The 21,385-nt window shown below is 39.7% G+C and carries 16 protein-coding genes; 10 read left to right on the forward strand and 6 right to left on the reverse strand.

The window, feature by feature from the left end:
• Positions 1 to 12 precede the first annotated feature (12 nt).
• The 3 genes from AC07UV_RS01150 to AC07UV_RS01160 all read left to right on the forward strand — a co-directional run bounded on the left by AC07UV_RS01150 (position 13) and on the right by AC07UV_RS01160 (position 3,752).
• Positions 13 to 2,721, forward strand: coding sequence for a GH116 family glycosyl hydrolase (locus AC07UV_RS01150; protein WP_495182421.1), 2,709 nt, complete (start codon positions 13 to 15; stop codon positions 2,719 to 2,721).
• Complete coding sequence (locus tag AC07UV_RS01155) at positions 2,718 to 3,308, forward strand: hypothetical protein (RefSeq protein WP_495182422.1); 591 nt, start codon at positions 2,718 to 2,720, stop codon at positions 3,306 to 3,308. Before AC07UV_RS01150 ends, AC07UV_RS01155 begins: the two co-directional genes overlap by 4 nt.
• 279 nt (positions 3,309 to 3,587) lie before the next feature.
• Positions 3,588 to 3,752, forward strand: coding sequence for a hypothetical protein (locus AC07UV_RS01160; RefSeq protein WP_282253842.1), 165 nt, complete (start codon positions 3,588 to 3,590; stop codon positions 3,750 to 3,752).
• A gap of 62 nt (positions 3,753 to 3,814) precedes the next feature.
• Here AC07UV_RS01160 and AC07UV_RS01165 read toward each other — a convergent pair whose 3' ends face one another.
• A complete protein-coding gene (locus tag AC07UV_RS01165; RefSeq protein ID WP_495182423.1) occupies positions 3,815 to 4,657 on the reverse strand; it encodes an AraC family transcriptional regulator in 843 nt (280 codons plus the stop codon).
• A gap of 94 nt (positions 4,658 to 4,751) precedes the next feature.
• Between AC07UV_RS01165 and AC07UV_RS01170 the strand changes: the two genes are divergently transcribed.
• Together AC07UV_RS01170 and AC07UV_RS01175 are read left to right on the forward strand one after the other, a co-directional pair.
• Positions 4,752 to 5,144 carry a DoxX family membrane protein gene (locus AC07UV_RS01170; protein WP_495182424.1) on the forward strand — a complete coding sequence of 131 codons (393 nt, stop codon included), beginning with the start codon at positions 4,752 to 4,754 and terminating at the stop codon, positions 5,142 to 5,144.
• A 3-nt stretch (positions 5,145 to 5,147) separates the two neighbouring features.
• On the forward strand, positions 5,148 to 6,095 hold the full coding sequence (locus AC07UV_RS01175; protein WP_282253839.1) for a polysaccharide deacetylase family protein: 948 nt from the start codon (positions 5,148 to 5,150) through the stop codon (positions 6,093 to 6,095).
• Between the two features lie 91 nt (positions 6,096 to 6,186).
• Here AC07UV_RS01175 and AC07UV_RS01180 read toward each other — a convergent pair whose 3' ends face one another.
• Positions 6,187 to 6,630, reverse strand: a complete 444-nt coding sequence (locus tag AC07UV_RS01180) for a GNAT family N-acetyltransferase (protein WP_282253838.1) — start codon at positions 6,628 to 6,630, stop codon at positions 6,187 to 6,189.
• A gap of 606 nt (positions 6,631 to 7,236) precedes the next feature.
• On the opposite strand from AC07UV_RS01180, the gene AC07UV_RS01185 reads away from it, so the two are divergent.
• Entirely contained in the window at positions 7,237 to 8,412 is a 1,176-nt protein-coding gene (locus AC07UV_RS01185; RefSeq protein ID WP_495182425.1) for an ROK family protein, read from the forward strand.
• 333 nt (positions 8,413 to 8,745) lie between these two features.
• On the opposite strand, the gene AC07UV_RS01190 is transcribed toward AC07UV_RS01185, so the two are convergent.
• Positions 8,746 to 9,663: an endonuclease/exonuclease/phosphatase family protein gene (locus AC07UV_RS01190; protein WP_282253836.1), complete on the reverse strand. Its 918-nt coding sequence runs from the start codon at positions 9,661 to 9,663 to the stop codon at positions 8,746 to 8,748.
• Between the two features lie 542 nt (positions 9,664 to 10,205).
• Between AC07UV_RS01190 and AC07UV_RS01195 the strand changes: the two genes are divergently transcribed.
• The 4 genes from AC07UV_RS01195 to AC07UV_RS01210 all read left to right on the forward strand — a co-directional run bounded on the left by AC07UV_RS01195 (position 10,206) and on the right by AC07UV_RS01210 (position 18,298).
• The gene (locus tag AC07UV_RS01195) at positions 10,206 to 11,189 is read left to right on the forward strand and encodes a type I glyceraldehyde-3-phosphate dehydrogenase (protein ID WP_495182426.1); all 984 of its coding nucleotides are present in this window, start codon (positions 10,206 to 10,208) and stop codon (positions 11,187 to 11,189) included.
• A 520-nt stretch (positions 11,190 to 11,709) separates the two neighbouring features.
• Positions 11,710 to 14,760: a SusC/RagA family TonB-linked outer membrane protein gene (locus AC07UV_RS01200; protein WP_495182427.1), complete on the forward strand. Its 3,051-nt coding sequence runs from the start codon at positions 11,710 to 11,712 to the stop codon at positions 14,758 to 14,760.
• A gap of 11 nt (positions 14,761 to 14,771) precedes the next feature.
• Positions 14,772 to 16,400 carry a SusD/RagB family nutrient-binding outer membrane lipoprotein gene (locus tag AC07UV_RS01205; protein ID WP_495182428.1) on the forward strand — a complete coding sequence of 543 codons (1,629 nt, stop codon included), beginning with the start codon at positions 14,772 to 14,774 and terminating at the stop codon, positions 16,398 to 16,400.
• A gap of 356 nt (positions 16,401 to 16,756) precedes the next feature.
• Positions 16,757 to 18,298, forward strand: coding sequence for a protein adenylyltransferase SelO (locus AC07UV_RS01210; RefSeq protein ID WP_495182429.1), 1,542 nt, complete (start codon positions 16,757 to 16,759; stop codon positions 18,296 to 18,298).
• Between the two features lie 338 nt (positions 18,299 to 18,636).
• Here the strand turns inward: AC07UV_RS01210 and AC07UV_RS01215 are convergent, their stop codons facing one another.
• The 3 genes from AC07UV_RS01215 to AC07UV_RS01225 form a co-directional block, all read right to left on the reverse strand.
• Entirely contained in the window at positions 18,637 to 19,431 is a 795-nt protein-coding gene (locus AC07UV_RS01215; protein WP_495182430.1) for a hypothetical protein, read from the reverse strand.
• Positions 19,432 to 19,434: 3 nt separating this feature from the next.
• Entirely contained in the window at positions 19,435 to 20,094 is a 660-nt protein-coding gene (locus AC07UV_RS01220; RefSeq protein WP_282253827.1) for a SanA/YdcF family protein, read from the reverse strand.
• A gap of 67 nt (positions 20,095 to 20,161) precedes the next feature.
• Positions 20,162 to 21,301 carry a hypothetical protein gene (locus tag AC07UV_RS01225; RefSeq protein WP_495182431.1) on the reverse strand — a complete coding sequence of 380 codons (1,140 nt, stop codon included), beginning with the start codon at positions 21,299 to 21,301 and terminating at the stop codon, positions 20,162 to 20,164.
• Positions 21,302 to 21,385: the final 84 nt, after the last annotated feature.

Genomic DNA, 21,385 nt, shown 5'->3' on the forward strand with positions numbered 1-21,385 from the left:
ATCTCATCAATTATGAATAGAAGATCCTTTTTAAAAAGTTCTAGTTTACTAAGTACAGCATTACTACTTGCCCAGTTCCCAAGCTGGGCAAGCAGCATCTTTGCTTGGGATCAGCCCCTGCATAATATTACTGCCGATAAGAGAATCAATCCCAAGTGGATTGAACAGCTCTATAAGCGGGGTCAGAAAACCCGTTATTACAAGAGCAAAAACGAATTACAATACATCGGAATGCCCGTCGGAGGACTTCACGCGGGAACGGTCTATGCCGGTGGCGATGGACGTCTCTGGCTCTGGCAGATCTATAATGAGACCTATGAAGGAATCAAGGAAGGTATAGAACCAAAGCTTGTACAATGGTATAATGGTCGCGAGTACGTCAATATCAGGCCTCGTGACGGTGCGGCATATATTGAGCCTGCAATAGCCGATAATTTAAGGGTACTGGAACAAGGCTTTTCTGTAACCATATCGGGAAATGGAAATGTCCAGACACGCGAATTACGTAAAGAACACTGGGATGAGGTCATTTTTGAATCGGCATACCCCAGCTGCAAAATCATCTATTTGGCAGAGGATTCACCCCTCGACATCGAATTACATATCTATTCGCCATTTATTCCATTAGATGCGGAGAACTCATCGTTGCCAATGACTACGATGCATCTGAAAGCAAAAAATAAGACCAAACACAAAGTTCAAGTGGCCTTTTGTGCCTGGCTGGAAAACGGAGTGCACAAACCTCGCAAAGAATTTAAAGGGGTTACAAAGCTTGCACAGGTAGTATCCATCGAAAATGTACAAAGTATACTTTATTCCTGTGAGGGTGTTCCCCAAGCCGAAAAACTGGCGGGAGACTATGGTACCATGGCACTTTACTGTGATGCCGTTGACGCTACCGCAAATGCTATGGTAGACTCCTGGCCCTTCGATCCGGCGCAAAAGAAATTTGGCAAAGAGTCAGCATCTGTGCCATTCGACCAGCTCCAAATCGGGAACATAATAGTCCAACGTGAGATCTCTCCGCAAAGCACCGATGCTGTATCCTATGCCATCAGTTGGCATTTCAACAATCCCCACCCTCTGTTGCGTGAAAAGATCAAAGATGCACAACAAGGCTATTGGTATGGCACCAAGTTTTCAGATGCTAGTGATGTTTTAAAATATTATCACCAACATAGAGACGATCTAAACAAATTTACATTAACTTGGGTCGAGACTTGGTACAATTCGACACTCCCCCACTGGTTTCTGGACCGTACACTGGTTAATATCGGCACCCTGGCTACTGCAAATACCTATCGTTTTGCCAGTGGTCGCTTTTGGGCTTGGGAAGGTGTTGGTGCCTGTGCAGGTACCTGTACCCATGTATGGCAATATGGACAAACAATGAGTCGCCTCTTTCCTGAACTTGAACGAAATCTTCGCGAAACTACGGATCTAGGTGTTGGCTTCGTCCCTGAAAGCGGGGCTATCATATTCCGCGCAGAATATGAGACTCGCCCTGCTATTGATGGTCAAGCTGGGGTGATACTCCGTTTTTACAGGGAACACCAAATGTCGGAAGACAACGGTTTTCTGGCTCATAACTGGCAAAAACTCAAAAAAGCTGTTCAATTCATCATCGATCAGGACAGAAATGGTGATGGTATGACCGACACTCCGATGGAAAATACACTTGATGCAGTCTGGGAAGGTGAGATTGCCTGGATCGTAGGTTTATGTCTTGCAGCAGTTAAAGCTGCCGAACTGATGGCAATTGAAATGAATGATCAGGTATTCCAAAAAACATGTGCACAATACGTCAGTAAAGGAATGACAGCAATGGATACAGAATTATTTAATGGAGAATACTATATCCATCGGCCAAACAAGGAATTTGGTCGGAAAAAACTGGGTTCCTATAACACTTGCCATATCGATCAGGTATATGGCCAGGCCTGGACATTTCAGGTCAATCTGCCCCGGATAAATAGCGTTGAGAAAACACGCTCGGCCTTAAAGGCATTATGGAACTATAATTTCACCATGGATGTAGGACCTTATATCCGAACGCACCTTAATGGCAGACCCTATGCCTTATCCGGTGAAGGTGGTATGGTCATGAATACGAATCCGAACAATGAAACTGCAGCTTATGGCGAAGATATGACATGGCAACTTGGTTACTTTCACGAATGCATGAGCGGGTTTGAACATCAGGTTGCTGCTCATATGATGGCTGAGGGAATGGTGGAGGAAAGTCTGATCTTGACTCGTTGCATCCATGAGCGATACGATGCCGCAAAACGCAATCCTTATAATGAGATCGAATGTAGTGATCACTACGCGCGAGCAATGGCTAGCTACGGTACTTTTATAAATGCTTGCGGATACCAATATCATGGTCCTAAAAAACATCTTGGTTTTGCCCCACGAATGCAACATGCGGACTTCAAAGCCGCTTTTACTGCAGCAACCGGCTGGGGAACTTATCAGCAAACCCAGCGGTCTTCCTTTGAAGCTATGATATCCCTGACATATGGATCGCTGGGTTTACGGACTTTGAGTATTGGTCACCTTTCCAAACTGCCGCGCCAAACAAAAAATCTTAAGATAAGATTAAATGGTAAAGCTGTACAAGTATCGGAGACAGAAGTCATCCAACAACAGCTAAAATTAATTTTCACGAATGAATTGACACTGCAGACGGGAGACAAACTAAACATCACTTGGTCATGAAAAAGATAACAACCTATTTGCTTGGATTTTTCTGCTTTGGCCTCCTTATTGGCAGTTGCCAAGCGCCATTATCTCAGTCGACTGAGAAAACTGCGGTAAAAGATAGTAGCTGGCAAAATCAAATGGAAGCAACATTACCTCTATTGGGTCACCGCAACTGGATATTGATCGTAGACAAAGCCTATCCAACACCGAGTAGCGCCAATGTCACTATCATCAATACTGCACAGGATCTATCAGAAGTAGTACAACAAATGGATAGCTTATTGAAAATACAGGACCATATCCGACCGATTGTCTATCAGGATGAAGAACTTGCTAATATCGACGAACAACTTGTCCCCGGAGTGGATACCTTTAAAAAGGAAATTGGTACCATCTTCGGTTCAGATATCCATGTCATCCCCCACGCGTCTGTTTTCAAAAAAATAGATGACGCATCCAAACTGTTTAACATTGTCATTCTCAAAACAGCGTCCGTATTGCCTTATACTTCCTTGTTCATTGAGCTTGACTGCAAATATTGGGACGCAGACAAAGAACAGGAACTACGTCACCGCATACTAAAGAACAGAAACAAAAAATAAGTATTAACTACGAAAATTAACAAATTGAATTTCATGTTGGCATTGGTCATCACACTCATATTCTGGCGACCAGCTGTTGCACAGGAGATCAACAAAAGTATAAATAGGTTTTTAATCAATATCATATTAAACGGTCAATAATGTATTAGCTCTGTTATAATAAATCAAGCATTTTGATACTTGTGAGAAGCTCGATAATAATTGCAAATACCTTTATTAAAATATTCTTTAGCGTATCTTTCAACTTGATAAAATATGGGGTTGAACAATAATATGTTTATGAGGTATCATATTATTGAGATGATCAATTGGAGCTTTTTACTGAAACAAGAAGGCTATGGCGGGCAATGGAATTTTATTGATTTGCCATATCCTTTTGTTTTGATGTGTATAGCAAAAGAATGGTGCTACGGAAACTATCGGAGGACAACAAGTTATATGTAAGCGGTACGTGGGAGATACCGAACAGTCTGATATTTGCAATAAGCAAAGGATTTCACATGGATTTATAGATGTCCACTTTTTTCGAGTAGTCTTTTCCTAAAAGTTGTGGGACTTACACCATACTCTTTATGGAACATCTTGTTGAGGTGGCTGGTATCCGTAAATCCGAAGTCTAGCGCGATTTCGCTAATTCGTCTGTTTGTATGTATCAGTGCTGCTTCAATCATTTGGAGCCTGTAATGGCGGATATACTTTTGCAGGCTTTCCCCCGTCTCCTTTTTAAAATACTCCCCCACATAGTTTGGCGACAAATGAAAATAGGAAGCTAGCTCTTCAATCTTTAGTGCCCCTGGCCGTTTGATATTTTGGTGTACATATCCAAGCATTGACAATGGATGAGATGGTTGATAAGGATATGCCGTTTGAACGGATGCAGTATTTCGTGCAGCGATGGAAATGACGGTGTTCAGCAACTGTTGGATAACTTCCTGATGATGGGGGCCTCCATTTTGCTGTTCCCTTAACAGAGCCTCGGTCAAAGCTCTTACCATTGGCTTATCAGTAACAGTTTTAAGAATACAGCCAGGCAAATGATCATAATTGTAAAAGATGTATTCAAGCTTCTGGACCCATTCTCTATGCTGAGTTTTTAAGTAACTTTCATTAAATCTAATAAAGCAGAAACTCGTTGTTATGGCTATACGAAAGGAGTGCGAATCCTGTGGAAAAATTAAAAAAAGCTTATCGCTATCATAAGGAAGCTCATGCTCATTGATAATCTGAACACCACTTCCTTCCAAAATAAAAACCATTTCGAAATAGGTATTTTTATGAGGAACGGCAGTATACTCATTTAATGTGAGCAGCTCGATTTCAAATGGCCTATGCAATGTTTTTAACCTCATCCTGTTTTTTTACCGATAATACCTCCAAATATACCGATTTCAGACAGTAGATTGATGCAATTTTGAATCATCAAATAATAATTAAAATAAGATAATGGATAAAACAGTTTTCTTACTCCTTCGGCTGGGCATTGCCATCAGTTTGTTTGGACACGGTCTTGTACGGCTACCTAAATTAAATGCTTTCAGCCAATGGATGATGGCCAGTTTTGAAAAATCCTTTTTGCCAAAAGTTATGGTACTACCCTTCAGCTATGTACTACCTGTGGCAGAATTCACGGTGGGCCTGTTTCTATTGATTGGTTTGTTTACAAAACCTGCACTAATCATGGGAGCGGGAGTATTGCTTATCCTGCTTTTTGGTACAGCCATGATTGAGAACTGGGAAGCGATTCCCTCTCAGTTACTGCACCTTGCTTTTTTTGCCCTGCTGCTACAATTTATTCAGAGCAACTCTTGGGCCTTAGATAAACTTTTCAATCTTTAATCCATGACCACAAGACGCACATTTATTAAACAAACCGGAGCGCTTGGTACGTTGAGTGTATTGCCTTTTGCAAATAGTTCGAGTAATCTCCAAGACAGATCTCCAGTAAAATATAATTCCAAATGGTCAGACGGCTCCAGATTGATCGTCTCCATATCCATGCAGTTTGAATCTGGCGGACAGCCCGACAATGCAGAAAGCCCCTTCCCACAGAATATGGAAAAGGGCTTTAAAGATCTTCCTGCCGAAACTTGGTATCAATATGGCTATAAGGAAGGTATTCCCAGAATGCTTGATAACTGGGACAGGCTTGGAATCAAAGTTACATCACATATGGTCGGTTCTGCCGTACTCAACAACTCGCAACTGGCAAAAGAAATTGTCGAAAGAGGTCACGAAGCGGCAGCACATGGAATGAACTGGAGTAAACAATATAATCTTCCTTATGAGGAAGAAAAGAAATTCATACAGGATGGCGTAGAAGCGATTATGCAGTCAACTGGATTTCGTCCCGTTGGTTATAACGCCAACTGGTTGCGACGTGGCGAGAATACACTAAATATTCTACAGGATTTGGGTTTCAAATATCATATTGACGATCTGAGCAGGGATGAACCTTTTATTATCAAAGTAAAAAACAAGGACTTTGCGGTAATACCTTATACACTTCGTTGCAACGATATCCAATTGATTGCTGGTGAACATTACTCAACCGATCAATTTGCACGGCAGGTTAAAATGGAATTTGATCAACTTTATCAAGAAGCTGAAACCAAGCGCAGACAACTGTCGATCAGTTTTCATGACAGAATTGGCGGAACGCCGCAAATGGTGAATGCCACCGAACAGATTATCCGTTACATGCAACAGCACAAGGGTGTAAGCTTTAAACGGAAAGATGAAATTGCAGACCTGATCTTGAAAGACGAAACTGCGATAAGGGAACATTAGCTTCTCAAATAAATAATAAAAAGCGCCACTTGGTTTAAAGCGGCGCTTTTTGTCCGTTGAGTTGTAATAGTCACGACATGACCAAAAAGCTTTAAACCGCCGACTCCTTCCATTTTTTGAAAGGCATTTCGAATTTGACTTCACCTTTACCATGAGTTCCGATTTCCCTCCACCCGGCTTTTCGGTAAAAACGTTCTGCTCTCGTACCGGGTGCGGTTCCCAGCCATACTGTATGTTCTGTTTGGTTAAAGTACCAGTCCAGCATAATATCGTGCAGTTGTTTCCCTATTCCCCGTTTCTCATATTCCGGATGTACAAATAATGCCCAAATATTATGTTCAGCCAGATCCACTATTGCAAAACCAACAATATTATTGTTAATTTCAAACACCCATCCTTTGCCTCTTTTTATTATAAAATCTTGACAGTCCTGATCAGTTACCAGACCTGGATCCGATAATGGATTTTCCTTTACAGCATTCCTTACTATTTGCATCTGTGGAATATCCGACACTCTTGCTTCTCTTAAATTCATCTATTGATTTTTATAGGTTATAAGACACAATGTACACAATTATTGGAATTTCTCATTTAGAAATTTTTCGGATCTAAAACGACTTTTGAACTCCCCCTCTCTTTTGGTAATATACAATTGGTCTAGATTTGATATTAATTGCATTGTCCGGAGTTGTATATGGATCAGGTCTACTACAAATTGAATAAATATCTCCACAACAACGTGCGCATACTTTTATCGTTGTGTACCATTATCGTACGATTCAAAAGTTCTAATGTCCGTTTTCGGACATCTAATAGGAGAAAACAAAGGAAATATGCTTTAAACAGGCCTTTTGACGTTGGCATTATAGTTGACCTCGGATAAAATATGTTTGAAGGATTCTTTATAATAGTTCGACAAGCTGTTAAAACTTACTTTATTTATGCTGTTGAGCTTCCTCAAAATAGTCTTACCTGTTTTCTCCCACAATGAGATCTACATAATATTGAATATAAATAAAACTCTATTTACTATTGCCTACAGCCTAGTTGGTTCGCCGAACTAGAATTTATCATACTCATGTGCATTTACAGCCATATAGGTATTCAATGCAAATATACAATCACTTACTGAAAGCTAAATATGAATCCATTACATCAGGTTATCGTTAAAACACTCTATTTTTCGGGCACACTGTCCATCGCAGAACTCAGCAAAAATATAGGAAAAAGCATACCTAATACAACCAATAGTATCCAGTATCTTCTTGAAAAAAACATCATCACTTGTGAAGGCCTCGCGCCATCAACTGGCGGACGTAGAGCGACTAGTTATTCGTTGAACGGAAAGAATCTACCTTTTATATTGGCTATTACTATTGATCAATATAGCTTCACTATTACTTTATTGGATCTTTCAAACAACATCATAAAAAATTCCTCACAGGAAACAATAAATCTACAGCTAGACAGCAATCTACATGTAAGAATTTTGGAACGAATTGATCATTATTTAGCGGATCAATTAGCTGCAAAAATACTAATTGTGGGAATTACTATGCCAGGTTTCGTTAATTCGGCTAAAGGTATAAATACATCCTATTGCGAACAACATCCTCTTTTTAATATAAGAGATATAATTCAGCAGCATCTGAAACGCCCTGCATATATCGAAAATGATTCTGCAGCTATCGCCATTGCGGAGCATAATTTTGGCAAAGCCAAGGATACTGAAAATGCATTGGTTATCAATCTCAATTGGGGAGTAGGCATGGGCATGATTTTAAAAAATGAACTATTTAGAGGTAGTGTTGGATTCGCTGGCGAGTTTAGTCATATTCCGCTGTCGGATCAAAATAAACTATGTTCCTGCGGCAAGAAGGGATGCCTCGAAGTTGAAGCATCTCTTCTTGCCGCGGTCGAGTGTGCCAGTTTAAAACTTGATGCTGGAGAGGTGTCAATACTCAGCGAACTATACCAACGGGAACGAAAAATCACATTAGATCAATTGATGGAAGCAGCTATAGGTGGTGATCAACTAGCGATTAATTCCTTTTCTAGGATAGGTTATATGCTTGGAAAAGGTATTGCTACGCTAATACATATTGTCAATCCAGAAAAAGTGATTATTAGTGGAACTGGTGCAAGAATCGGGCAGATACTGCTTCCGCAGATTCAGGCCGCTGTCGTCGAATTCAGCATCAATCGCCTGTCAAAACATACGAGTATTGAAATATCATCCTTACTCAATGTGCAGCTGATGGGAACGGCTTCTATAGCAATATTAGCATTAAATGGAGAGACGTTAAATATTAATTAATATTTAGTACTTATGTAGATTTCGGATAAATCTTTGTAACATCCCCATCTGCAGAGTGATTGAAAAGGCAAAAGCCTCACCAAGTATATCGTCTTTGATCGCTGGAAACCTTTTAATTAATTCTTTCACAAATTCAGCTGATGAAATCATAAAACTTCAATTATTATTGAAACAATAAACACCCCACTAAGGTTAATAGTACGGTTATCAACAGTAGTACATGACTAATATTGACAGCTCTGTTGGTTTCCCTATTTATTAACTTCCATACAGATTGAGCAGGTATACTAAATATATACTTGAGTTTTATAATCGATGTGATTATGATCGTTGTTACCTTATTTTAAATGTTGTCACGACAAAACCATGATCAGAAGGGTATAAAATTTCTTTACCATTCAGTTTTATGGTCTCATTAAAAAATGCTTGATAAGACTCAGATTTTATCGCTTTTAACATTGGACTCTTGTAAAATATATAATCGATCCGATGGTTATCATTTTCACCTTTCGTATGCCATGTAATACCTGGATGTGTGATGGGATTTGAGTTCAAGGTTCTATAAGTATCCATCAATCCAATATCTGCCAATACTTTTGTTGAATACCAGGGGACCACCAGATTATTATGCATTTTCTTCGTATTCTTGCCCCAATCCAAATGAGAAGGGGTATTTAGATCTCCACCAAGAATCATTGGTATTGAATCCGCTTGTGCAGCATACTTTTTTAAACAGGGTAATACCTTTTGTATCATTTCGTATTTAGCACCCGATCTTTCCCAAACAAGAAGCTCTTCGGCTGTTTTACCCAACTTTTCGGGTTCGTTTTCCCATGGTAAATAATGAAACCAGTTCGAGAAAAATCGGATCTTTTGGTTTTGGATGATAATTTCTCTTCCGCCCAGATAAAAAGGAAATTCAGTATCAATCCGTTCCCCAAAAGGATATCTTGATATAATTGACAGATTAACTTTCTTATCATTTAAGGCTGTTCCTTCAGGAGCAATTAAATGAAAATTGTAGCCTAAGGAATCGGCTATTTCTTTACCAGAACCGTAAGTTTCTACCATCAATATGACATCCGGATTTATTTCTCTTATAATCTGTACCGCATGTGCTTTACCGTTCTCGCTATCATTGGCTCCGTGCAAGATATTCCATGCCATCACCTTAAAGGTTTCAGGTTGCTTTTGAGCTTCGCCGTTAAAACAAATAAATGCGAATATTAAAAAGAGAATAGTGAACTTCATTGTCTGTTTTTATTAATTTAAAAATTTTAGAAGATTCATAAATGAATTTCAGAGCCAAGATTAATCAAAAAAATAAATATGTACAAACATTTAAAATTCGACAAAAGCAGCTCTTTATAACCAAAGCTGAATAACCAAAGCTGATGTTAGCGAAAATAAAAATGTGAACGGCTTTCTATGTACAGATAGAATTATTTAATATTATCTGCAAATATCTTTTATGCCAATTCCATCTCTAGGGTTTATTCCCTTTCAAAGACGCGTCAAATTATGGTTTTAGATTGTTTTTTGCCAATTTTTGACGAAAAAGAATTGACAAATGTAATTGACTTTTTTTTATTTATAATCAGCATGTTACGAAATACCACAGTTGCGAATAGCTGCAGCTATAACGATGGACAGTTTAATAATCAGTAAAAACTACGAAGTGACTTTAGCAAAGGGAATTTATTGACCAATGTCAATCTTTTTTATCGGAAAATAGAAGAACTTAGATAATACATTAAATAGAAAAAAATATAAACAGAATTAAAAGGAATGTTATGAAAAAGATTGCTATTAATGGATTTGGCCGCATCGGACGTGCCGCTTTAAAAATAATAACTGAAACTGCCGACCTTGAGGTTGTCGGAATCAATGATCTGATGAGTATAGAAAACGCTGCCTACCTGCTCAAATATGACAGTAATTATGGTAAATATGAAAAAGATGTACGCATCGAGGGAGATACACTTATAGTCGATGGAAAGACTGTTAAATATACAAGCATAAGAGAAATTGAAAAATTACTCTGGAAAGATATTCAAGCTGATATCATCATCGAAAGTACGGGTATTTTCACGAACAAAGCCGATGCTGAAAAACATTTGACGTCCGGAGCAAAATTTGTAGTCATCTCGGGTCCTACCAAATATACGCCTACTGTTGTCCATGGGGTAAATACCGAAGATGGAAAGGTTTCTGTTTTTTCATGCGCAAGCTGCACGACCAACAATATCAGCCCGATCATCGAAATATTAGGAAGAAAGATAGGAATCAAAAAAGCAATTCTAAATACCACACACGGTTATACTGCTTCACAGGCACTTGTAGATGCTCCTTCAAAAAAAGAACCGCGTATGGGAAGGGCTGCAGGAATTAACCTTGCTCCTGCTGCTACCGGTGCTGCGATAGCGACTACAAAAGCACTTCCGCAATACGCCGGAAAGTTTGACGGCATAGCAGTTCGGGTACCTGTTCCGGTGGGATCTATATCCGATATTACTTTTATTGCCGAAAGGCTCACAACGATCGAAGAGATAAATCAAATTTTGATCGATGAATCTAAAACTGATCGCTATAAAAAGGTGCTAACGGTAACAGATGAACCCCTTGTATCTACAGATATCATCAAAAGTCCGTTTGCAGCGACAGTTGATCTGGAAATGACAAGAGTTGTCGATGGCGATCTTGTGAAAGTAATGGCCTGGTATGATAATGAATGGGGATTTACCAATCAAATGATTAGACAAATACAAGCTATTTAAAGCAATCGCAATGAAAAGCTGAACATAAAAGACCTTTCAATAATTTGGAAGGTCTTATCTTTTATATTTAGGTGTTTTGAGTTAGCCCTCTCTCTAATTTACGCAATTCTCGAGATAGTGTCTAATCCCTTTAGATAATTTCACCCGAATTTATTTTGCCGATAATCTTGTTGTCGGTATCCCGCACCGCTTCTGACACTGGCTCTCCATTCATTTCGACAATCGAAATAGTTATGGGTTTACTGACAAGCATTTGTCTCTAAATTTACCATTGAAAGACTCTCTAAGATATCAAGGCAGCTACTTGAGGAAGATACCCTTAATGGCAGATTAACCTATATATAATTGATTATCAGATACTTTTAACATGTTAAATTTTTTCAAAAAAAGTCTTTTTTATTGCGTAACTTTTTCTTTACATTTATGTAGACAATACTAAAGTTGATTCGGCTTGTCGGCGTTTGCATCTTCATCTACTTGGGTCAAACACAATTTTTAACCAATTTTTAATTACATGATTATGAGTAAAATCTTGTCTTTTTTACTTCTATGGCTAGTGATCATCCCATTAGCCCATGGTCAACAACGGACGCTAAAAGGAAGCCTTGTTGACCTCGCCACCAATGCACCTTTGGGAGGTGCAACGGTCCGCCTCGAATCTACCAACGTCGGAACCTCTACCGACGATCAGGGGAAATTCACGTTAAATGTACCTCAGGGTGCAGTCAAGCTGCTGGTGACACTCGTTGGTTATGAAGATGCAAGGCGTACCATAACGGCACAAGAAAACGACATCAGCATCAAGATGACGAGCAAATCGTCTTCCCTGGAGACGGTCGTGGTCACAGCTTTAGGTATTCAGCGGAAGGCCAAAAGTCTAACCTACTCGACGCAGGTCGTAAAAGGTGACGAACTGACCAAAGTAAAGGATGTCAATCCCATGAATAACCTGACAGGTAAAGTCTCGGGCGTGCAGATCAACCGCAGTTCATCGGGTATGGGTGGATCCGTGAATATTGTGCTACGTGGATTTAAATCAAACCGCAACAACCAGCCTTTGTATGTCATTGATGGTCTCCCGATCACAAATACAAACGGTAGTGGCAACGATGGCGCCTTCGGTGGAGCTACCGATCGTGGTGATATCCTGAGTACCTTGAATGCTGATGACATCGCGAGCATCAATGTTCTGAAAGGTGCATCAGCCTCTGCATTATACGGCAGCCAGGGTGCCAATGGTGCAATTATGATCACCACAAAAAAAGGAGCTGAGGGAAACTTGAAAATTGATCTCTCCAGCGGTTTCACGGCTGACAAAGCTTTTTACCTGCCCAAATTGCAATACCGCTATGGACAGACCACACCTTCGAGCGAGGAAAGCTGGGGTGAGAAAGGTAATTTCGCTGATCCTGTAAAAGATTTCTACAATACCGGAACAACTTTTATCAATACCTTAGCCCTGAGTGGCGGAACCAATCGCATACAGAGCTATTTTTCGTATGCCAATACAAGCAACAAGGGAATTCTGCCAACCAACACGTTTAAGCAGCATAGCGCCACCTTTCGAAATTCGATGAACTTCTTTGACGATAAACTCTTCTTTGATGGAAGTCTGATGTATTCGCGTCAGAATATCCATAACCGCCCTTCCTCAGGTTTGTACTTCAGCCCGATAGCGGGTTTATACTTGTTTCCTAGAGGACAGGATTTTGATAAATATAAAAATTTCGAATATTTCTCCGAAAGCCGCAACTTCTATTTGCAGGACTGGTGGAATATCAATGCCGACGCTAAACTTACCGGAACGCATCATCAGCAAAATCCTTATTGGGTGCTCAATCGCATTCCTACGGATCAAAAAAGGGATAATATTATCGGACAGGCTCAATTCCGTTATGTCTTGACAGATTGGCTGTCTGTAAGTGCCCGCGGAACCTTGAACAAGCGTTGGGATCATTGGGAACGCCGGATATATGCGGGAACACAGGGCGTACTGTCGGGCCTGCCTATCGATGGTAAGCTTGGCGACAATGGCCGTTATAATATCGATCGAAGCGAAAGTACAGCCTTATATGGCGATCTATTATTAACCGGTAATAAACAATGGGCCGAACAGCTTGATTTAAATTTTACAGCAGGTACCTCAATCAATGACTTACGTTCAAATGGCACTGTTTTAGACCTGGCTCGACTCGCCATAGCCAATAAGTTTCTGATGAGCAATATCTATCGTGATGCCCCTATGCAGTCAGCGACTGAAACCATATCACGTCGACAGATCCAGTCTTTATTTGCTTCGGCCAATTTGGGCTACCGCGAAAAAGTTTACCTTGATTTAACGGCTAGAAATGACTGGGCTTCTACCCTAGCTAATACACCCAAGGAACATAAGGGCTATTTTTATTGGTCGGCAGGTGTATCAACAGTCCTGAATGAATTATTCAAATTGCCAAGCTTCATTACCTACAGTAAGCTCCGTCTATCTTTTGCCCAAGTTGGGAACGATGTTGCCGCCTATAGTACAATCCCTGTAAACACCTTAAATACGGGCATTCTGACCCCAAATGTATCGGGGCCCTACATGGGAATACCATTGAAACCCGAAATCAGTAAAAGTATCGAATTAGGTTATGAAGGCCGTTTTTGGAAAGACCGTATCAATCTGGATATCGCACTTTACAAAACCAATACCAGAGATCAATATTTTGAGTATCAAGGACCTGTGGGCGTTGTTAACACGACCGTATTTTTGAATGCAGGAAATGTTGAGAATAACGGTATTGAAGCGGCTCTGGGTGTAACTGCAATTAAAAAAGAGCATTTTAACTGGAACACGGGATTTAATTTTACTGCCAACCGCAACAAGATTCTAAAATTAGCGCCTAACCTGGGAAATACTTACCCCATGGGCGGAAATTTTAATGTCCTTCGTCTTGGCGGTTCCTTTGGTGATTTCTGGGCTCCTATGTTCAAGCGCGATCAAAACGGGACAATTATCGTTGATGACAATGGCCGGCCACAGATCGCTCCTGCGGGATATATCGGCAATAATACACCCAAAGCCATTGTGGGATGGACCAACAATGTTACTTACAAAGATTTTGGTCTGAGCTTTACGATAGACGGCCGGTTCGGCGGAAAAGTAATTAGTATCACCGACGGCTACCTCAATTCCTTTGGTGTAAGCGAAGAAAGCGCGGCAGCAAGGGATCGCGGCGGTGTTGACATTGCAGCTGTTAAAATGGACGGCACAGCTTGGGAAGGCCTTCTTCCGGCACAGGCTTACTACAGTGCAGTAGGCAACCGTGATGGTATCATCGAAGGTCAGCTTTACAGCGCCACAAATATTCGGATGCGTGAAATTGCTTTAAGCTACAAGCTTCCTATTAAATGGCAAGGCATCAAGCAGGCCTCCATATCACTGACAGGACGGAACTTATTTTTCTTTCGTAACGATGCCCCTTATGATCCTGAACTCAATACAACTACGGGTGTCGGAGGCCAGGGCTACGATAGCTTTGCCCTTCCAACGACCCGCAGTTATGGTTTAAATCTCAAGGTATCCTTTTAATAACGTAGATCATGGACAATACAATCAAATTTTTCCCTTATAGCAGATTCATCTGCATCTTGCTCGCTACCTGCTTGCTAACGGGCTGTACCAAAAACTTCACTGAATTAAACACGAATCCTGCAGGTGTAACGGACGAAGAGGCAAATGCTGACTATGCACTAGTCGCCTCATTTTTGGCCCAGGCACAACGTGATATTATTCCCGAAAACGTCGGTGAATATCAGTTGGCCAATAACCTCTGCAGTGACACCTATGCGGGATACCTTACTCCCCCAACTCCCTTCGTCGGAAACGCGAATAACGTTACCTATAGCCTAGTACCAGGCTGGTATCAGGCTATTTTTGTAGATCGCTACATCAAAGCCATGAATCCGCTTTTCCGTGTGGAACGCGACACCCGTCAAGATAAACGGCTTCAGGATATCTTCGCTTTTGCCAAACTTCTGAAAGTATCGGCTATGCATCGCACTAGTGACAAAGTTGGCCCCATTATTTACAGCAAATATAATATGCCCAATGAAAATGGACAGATCGATTACGATTCGCAGGAAAATGCATACAAAAACTTCTTTTTGGACCTGGATACGGCGAAAACGATCTTAAAAGATATCCAGAATAATCCAAAATCCGCAGCAATGGCCAAGTCTGATATGGCTTATACAGCGGATAATTATAAGCGTTGGCTACGCTATGCAAATACGCTGCGTCTACGACTGGCGATACGTATCGTTGCCATAGCACCCAATATTGCAAAAACGGAGGGTGAAAAAGCACTCAATCCTGCCAATGGTGGACTACTTGAGGTAAACGCCGACAACTGCATTATCGGGCTCAGTACGGATCACCCTTTAAATACCATCACTGGTGCATGGGGTGATACACGCATGAGTGCGCCCGTAGAATCCATACTCGGTGGTTATGATGATCCACGCATGGCAAAATTATTTGACCCTGCAGCGGATCCCCTGGTAGCTGGGCAGTATAAAGGCATACGCTCAGGTATAAATATAGATGGCAAAAGCCGTTATGAAAACTATTCGAAGCTCCGAGCTTTTCCGAATCAGATGCAATTAATGATCGCCGCTGAAAGCTGGTTTTTGAAAGCAGAAGCTGCGCTGCGCGGCTGGTCCAATGCAGGAACAGCAAAGACCAACTACGAAACCGGTATAGACCGTTCCTTCGAAATGTATGGATTAAGCAGCCAGGTTACAGCTTATAAAAATAACAATACGAGCAAACCCAAAGCGTATGCTGACCCAAAAGCTATTAAAGCTGGCGAAAATAACGTGGCTATTGGTTCTCCTTATTTGAGCACGATGACTATCCGCTGGGAGGACGGAGACTCGAATGACAGGAAACTTGAGCGCATCATAACACAAAAATGGATCGCCATGTTTCCGGATGGTGATGAAGCCTGGGCAGAATACCGTCGTACAGGTTATCCCATTTTATTTCCTAACATTGTAAATTTCAGCGGGAACACCATACCTACAATTCCAGGCATCCGCCGCATGCCTTATCCGCAACGTGAGTATGATAGTAATAATCAGTCTGTCACAGCTGCTGTACAGCTATTGAACGGCCCCGATAACGGTGGTACACGACTGTGGTGGGATGTGGCGAACAAGCATTTTTAGAAAAACTTTTTCATTCATTTTTTAACATAATGGCCGGTTGATTGCCGGCTATTATGTTAAAAATTCAAGATTATTCTAAGATCTTGAACAGGGAGTTTATCCCTAAGAATTTCAGATTTGTTAAGGCGAGGGTTTATCTCCAGCGGATAATGCCCATTATCACTTTCGTTATCAGTTTGACAGCATGGCAAAACACATCTACTTTTGTCAGAATCACTTATCACCGCGGAATTTATCTGGAAAATATTTAAACAGAATATTGCCGCTTAACTCTGTTAATAACTTCTCTTTTAGAATATACAAGACCTTTCCATAATTTGGAAGATCTTATCTTTTATAATTAATATCTTTGAGGTATGAATATCGAAAACATCGGACAACCTTTCCTCAAAAAATTTCCCGGAGATTTTTCCAATAATCCTATGCAGAGAAGCACGCCAAAAGTTTTATTTGCCACGATTAAACCTGCCGGCTTTGACCAGCCTCAATTAATTACTTTTAACGAGGTTCTTTCTGAGGAAATAGGGCTGGGAAAATTTGAAGAAAAAGATCTTAATTTTCTGGTGGGATCTCAGCTTCCCGACAATATTCAGACCTACGCGACAGCTTACGCTGGACATCAATTTGGTAACTGGGCAGGACAGCTAGGAGATGGAAGAGCTATTCTCGCAGGAGAAATTACCAATGCAGCGGGTAAGAAAACAGAGATCCAATGGAAAGGAGCTGGTGCAACTCCTTATTCAAGACGTGCAGACGGAAGAGCTGTATTGCGATCTTCTGTACGCGAATACATGATGAGTGAAGCCATGTATCACTTAGGTGTACCCACTACCAGAGCCTTGAGTCTGGCCTTTACAGGAGAAGATGTTATTCGGGATATCATGTATAACGGTAATCCACAGTACGAAAAAGGGGCCGTAGTGATAAGAACGGCCGAAAGCTTCCTCCGTTTTGGGCATTTTGAACTGATGTTTGCCCAGGGTGAACAAAAGTTATTGCAGGATCTGCTTGATTTTACGATTGAAAATTACTTTCCTGAAATTGTTTCATCCGATCTTCAGAAATATAAAGATTTTTTTGAAAAAGTATGTACCCGCACGGCAGACTTAATGGTAGAATGGTTCAGAGTAGGTTTTGTTCATGGCGTAATGAACACAGACAATATGTCTATCTTAGGTTTAACGATTGACTATGGTCCCTATTCCATGGTAGATGAATATAATTTAAATTTCACTCCGAATACAACGGATCTTCCGGGAAGAAGATATGCATTTGGAAAGCAGGGACAGATTGCACACTGGAACCTCTGGAAACTTGCAAATGTCCTTCAACCGATAATCAATGATGAAAAATTCCTGGAAAGCACGCTAAATAATTTTGGTACTTTTTTTTGGGAATCCCATGACAAAATGCTTTGCAAAAAATTCGGATTTGACGGGCTCAGAAAAGAGGATGAAGACTTTTTCACCAACTGGCAGGGCTTAATGCAGGAGTTGGAATTTGATCATACTCTATTCTTCCATCAATTAGAAAAAATAACTCCAGATACGGATCTAATGGAACATTTCAGCCCGATAGCTTATACTATTTTAAATGAAGAAAAGCTCGGAAAACTTACAGACTTCATTCAACAGTACCAATCCCGTCTGCATTCAAATACAATTTCAAAGGAAGAATCCCTGGAATTAATGAAAACGACAAATCCTAAATTTATACTGAGAAACTACCTGCTTTACCAGTGTATTGAAGAAATTAGTAATGGGAAAACAGAGATGCTACTCAAACTAACTCAGGCTTTAGAAAATCCATACCAAGAACTATTTCCGGAATTTTCTGTAAAGCGCCCATCCAGCTATGATGACACCGCAGGATGCTCTACACTTTCATGTAGCTCATAACAACAGCTAATGCATTGTGGTCTTTTTATAAATACGAGAGACTCTTGTTGTCTGTCCATACAGATATTTTTTTAATAAAATAAAGAAATAACTAAATTTGGGGATGCATACAATTGATTTCAATCTGTGGTTAATGACTTTTTGGCCAATTATTGGTCTTGTTTTAAGTATATTTTTCCTCTACTTGATTTATAGAGCTATCGTTTGGCTGATCAGGAAGTGTATAAGAGAAGAGCTAGCTAAAACAGAAAAAAACGCTCAAAAATCTTGATATAAGCAAATTGAAATAATGTCAGTCGCAAAAGCTTTTCGATAGTATTTGATTTTAATTGACCGCATTAAAATAAGATTTGGTACAAACCCAGACTAGGAGCAAAAAAGTACTGTTTGCCTTTTAATGTTACGGTTTTGGGCATTGTTATATCATCGCACTTAAAGCGTTGTTTTTTCAGTTCATAATAAGCCAAATAATCTGGACTGGGCAGTTTGCCATTGCGCCAACCAATCAAAACATCGTCATCGAATTTAGGGATTTCAGTTTTTGCTATATCAAGTTCGCTTTTAAAAAGATCTGTTTGTCTAACGACCAAGGTCTGGTTGATTACTTTAAACACATCGCAGCGCTCGGTATTCACGATCGTGTAGGGACAAGGTTTGAGCCCATACGGTTTCAGCATTTCTACCTCGTATTTATTTAAAGCGTTCATCTGCAAGCTGTCGTTCAGATCTTTCAATTCTTCTGATTTTTTGCGCAGGCTATCTGCAATAACCACCGTTTTAAAATCTTCTTGTTTTCCATAATCTGGATAGAAAAACTTCTTGCCGTTGAAATATAGATTTCCTTGTTTATCGATGTAAAATGGCTTTTCCCAATCGTAAATCTTTTCAAAAAGCATATTTTTATCTACATCAATAATCTTTACGGGCGAGTTACTGTTGTCGGGCTTTAAAAGTATTCTATCGTCGTTTAAAAAAACTAGACTACTTAAGCCAGTCATATCAGTAACTTTTCTGAACTTGCTTTCATCTTTTAGCAACTCAATCAGTTGAGGCACATCTGGATGTTTATCTTTTTTAGGGATAGGATTACAACCTAAAAACATAAGTGATGCGAAGAAAAGAAGGTATCTCATAAGCTATTCTTTCGTATAATTTGATTTTCCATTTACATCAACCGGTTCACCTAGATACTTTGGTTTTCTGCCCCTTATAATATCCAAAACGGCTTTGGTGACGGATAGTTTTTCCCGAAATGCATAGTATTTATAACCTGGATAAACACCCCTATCTGCACTATAGCCGAATGATTTTATGCCCAATTTATCGCCTAGATAAATACATCTGTTCAGGTGGTATTTCTGAGATACCAAGATTGCTGTATCAACATGAAAAATATGTTTTGCACGGTACATAGTCGAGTAGCTATCAAACCCAGCATAGTCAATGAAAATTTTTGTGGTATCGACACCGTTTTTCTGACAATATAACTTCATTACCGTGAGCTCATCGTATTCATCTCTTCCGTTATCTCCCGACAGCAATATTTTATCCACTTTATTATTTTTGTACAGTGAAATCCCAGCATCCAACCGATCTTTTAAATACCTACTGGGTTGATCTCCGTTTATACCAGCGCCAAAAATGATGACTACCTTCGTTTTTGGCACATCTTTAAGTTTGGTGAAAATCAGCTTTTCGGTTTGGGTTGTTACGTTACTGTTGGTTAACAAAACGAAAGCTAGAGCTATTAGACCTAGGATGATAACCGGTAAAAGGAACTTTTTAATCTTTTTCATGCGTTTGATTTTGCAACAATTTATAAAAATCGGTTTCTTTGCCTCTTCGGCAAAACTGCTCACAAAGCTATTTAATAAATATTCCATTAAGCAACATCTTATCATTAAAATTTAAGGTCACTTTATAGGGTGAAGTTTTAATTTCGATATAATTGGCGAAATCAACCGGGTGATAGGCTATTTTCAGCTTTTTTAACAACTTTAGCACTTCTTCAAATTTTAAACCTGGTTTTAGGCCATTGTCAAATGTGATATCCACCTTTCTAAAGTCGTTGATGGCGTAGCCATTAATGAAGTTTTCCTTTGGATTATCGGGATTGCTTTTGCTTGCAGCAAAATAAAAATAGAAATCGTGATAGTTATTCTGATAATAGATTTCGTTCGTTTTTCCGGTAGTACCATCAAGTTCTATTATTCGTTCAAAACGTTTGTTTGTGGCTGATTTTAAAAAGTCTTCTTCCGTTGTTCTACCCACAATCACTCCATTAATGTTCCAATCCTTCTCAATTTTTATCGTAGGTTTCTCTTTCACATCTTCTGGCTTAGTCGCATTTTTCATCAAGTCTGCCATGTATTTTTCATTATTGCATCCGCCAAAATCAATTAAACCATTCATAATATCCCAGTAGCAAGTTTTAGACAGATCGGTATTGTTCAGTAGGATTAACCTGCTGTAGTCTGGAGCATAAAAAATAAATTTATTTTGGGTCTTTATATTCCAGTACAAACCGTTGTCGGTATTTGGATTTTTAGTACCCTTACCATATTTAGCCTCTAGTTTCTTTAAGATATTGGTCTGTATTTCTGGCGTTTTCAACTCAATTCTTACACCATAGATTTTACGCTTTGCATCGTAATTTTTTAAAGCTTCATTTAACTCTTTGGTATTTTTAGCTTGCTTGATGTCGATATGTCCGCCACCAAGGCGTGTAATGCTATCTGTTTTCAGTTTCTCCGATTCGATTTGAAAAATAATCCGCTGGCCTTCCAAATTAATTCCATCGAAACTATATCTCTTCGATTTCTCAACTTCCAACAACAAACTAAAAGGATACTCAACAGTTTCTACACCAATCAATAATGCGTCATCAAAGCTGCTGATTTTTTCAATCGGCTCGTTTAAGTTCAATGTCGCTAAATCTATTTTTTCATGACTTTTGCAAGAAAAAATTAAAGGTAAAATGGCTAGTAATAATAGTTTCTTCATGTATGATTATTCTAAAATGAAATATACTAATTGACAATGTCAGCTTTATTTTATACTCAAATTTAACTGTAAAACCTATAGGAA

It is taken from the genome of Sphingobacterium sp. GW821-FHT03E03, from assembly GCF_059420745.1.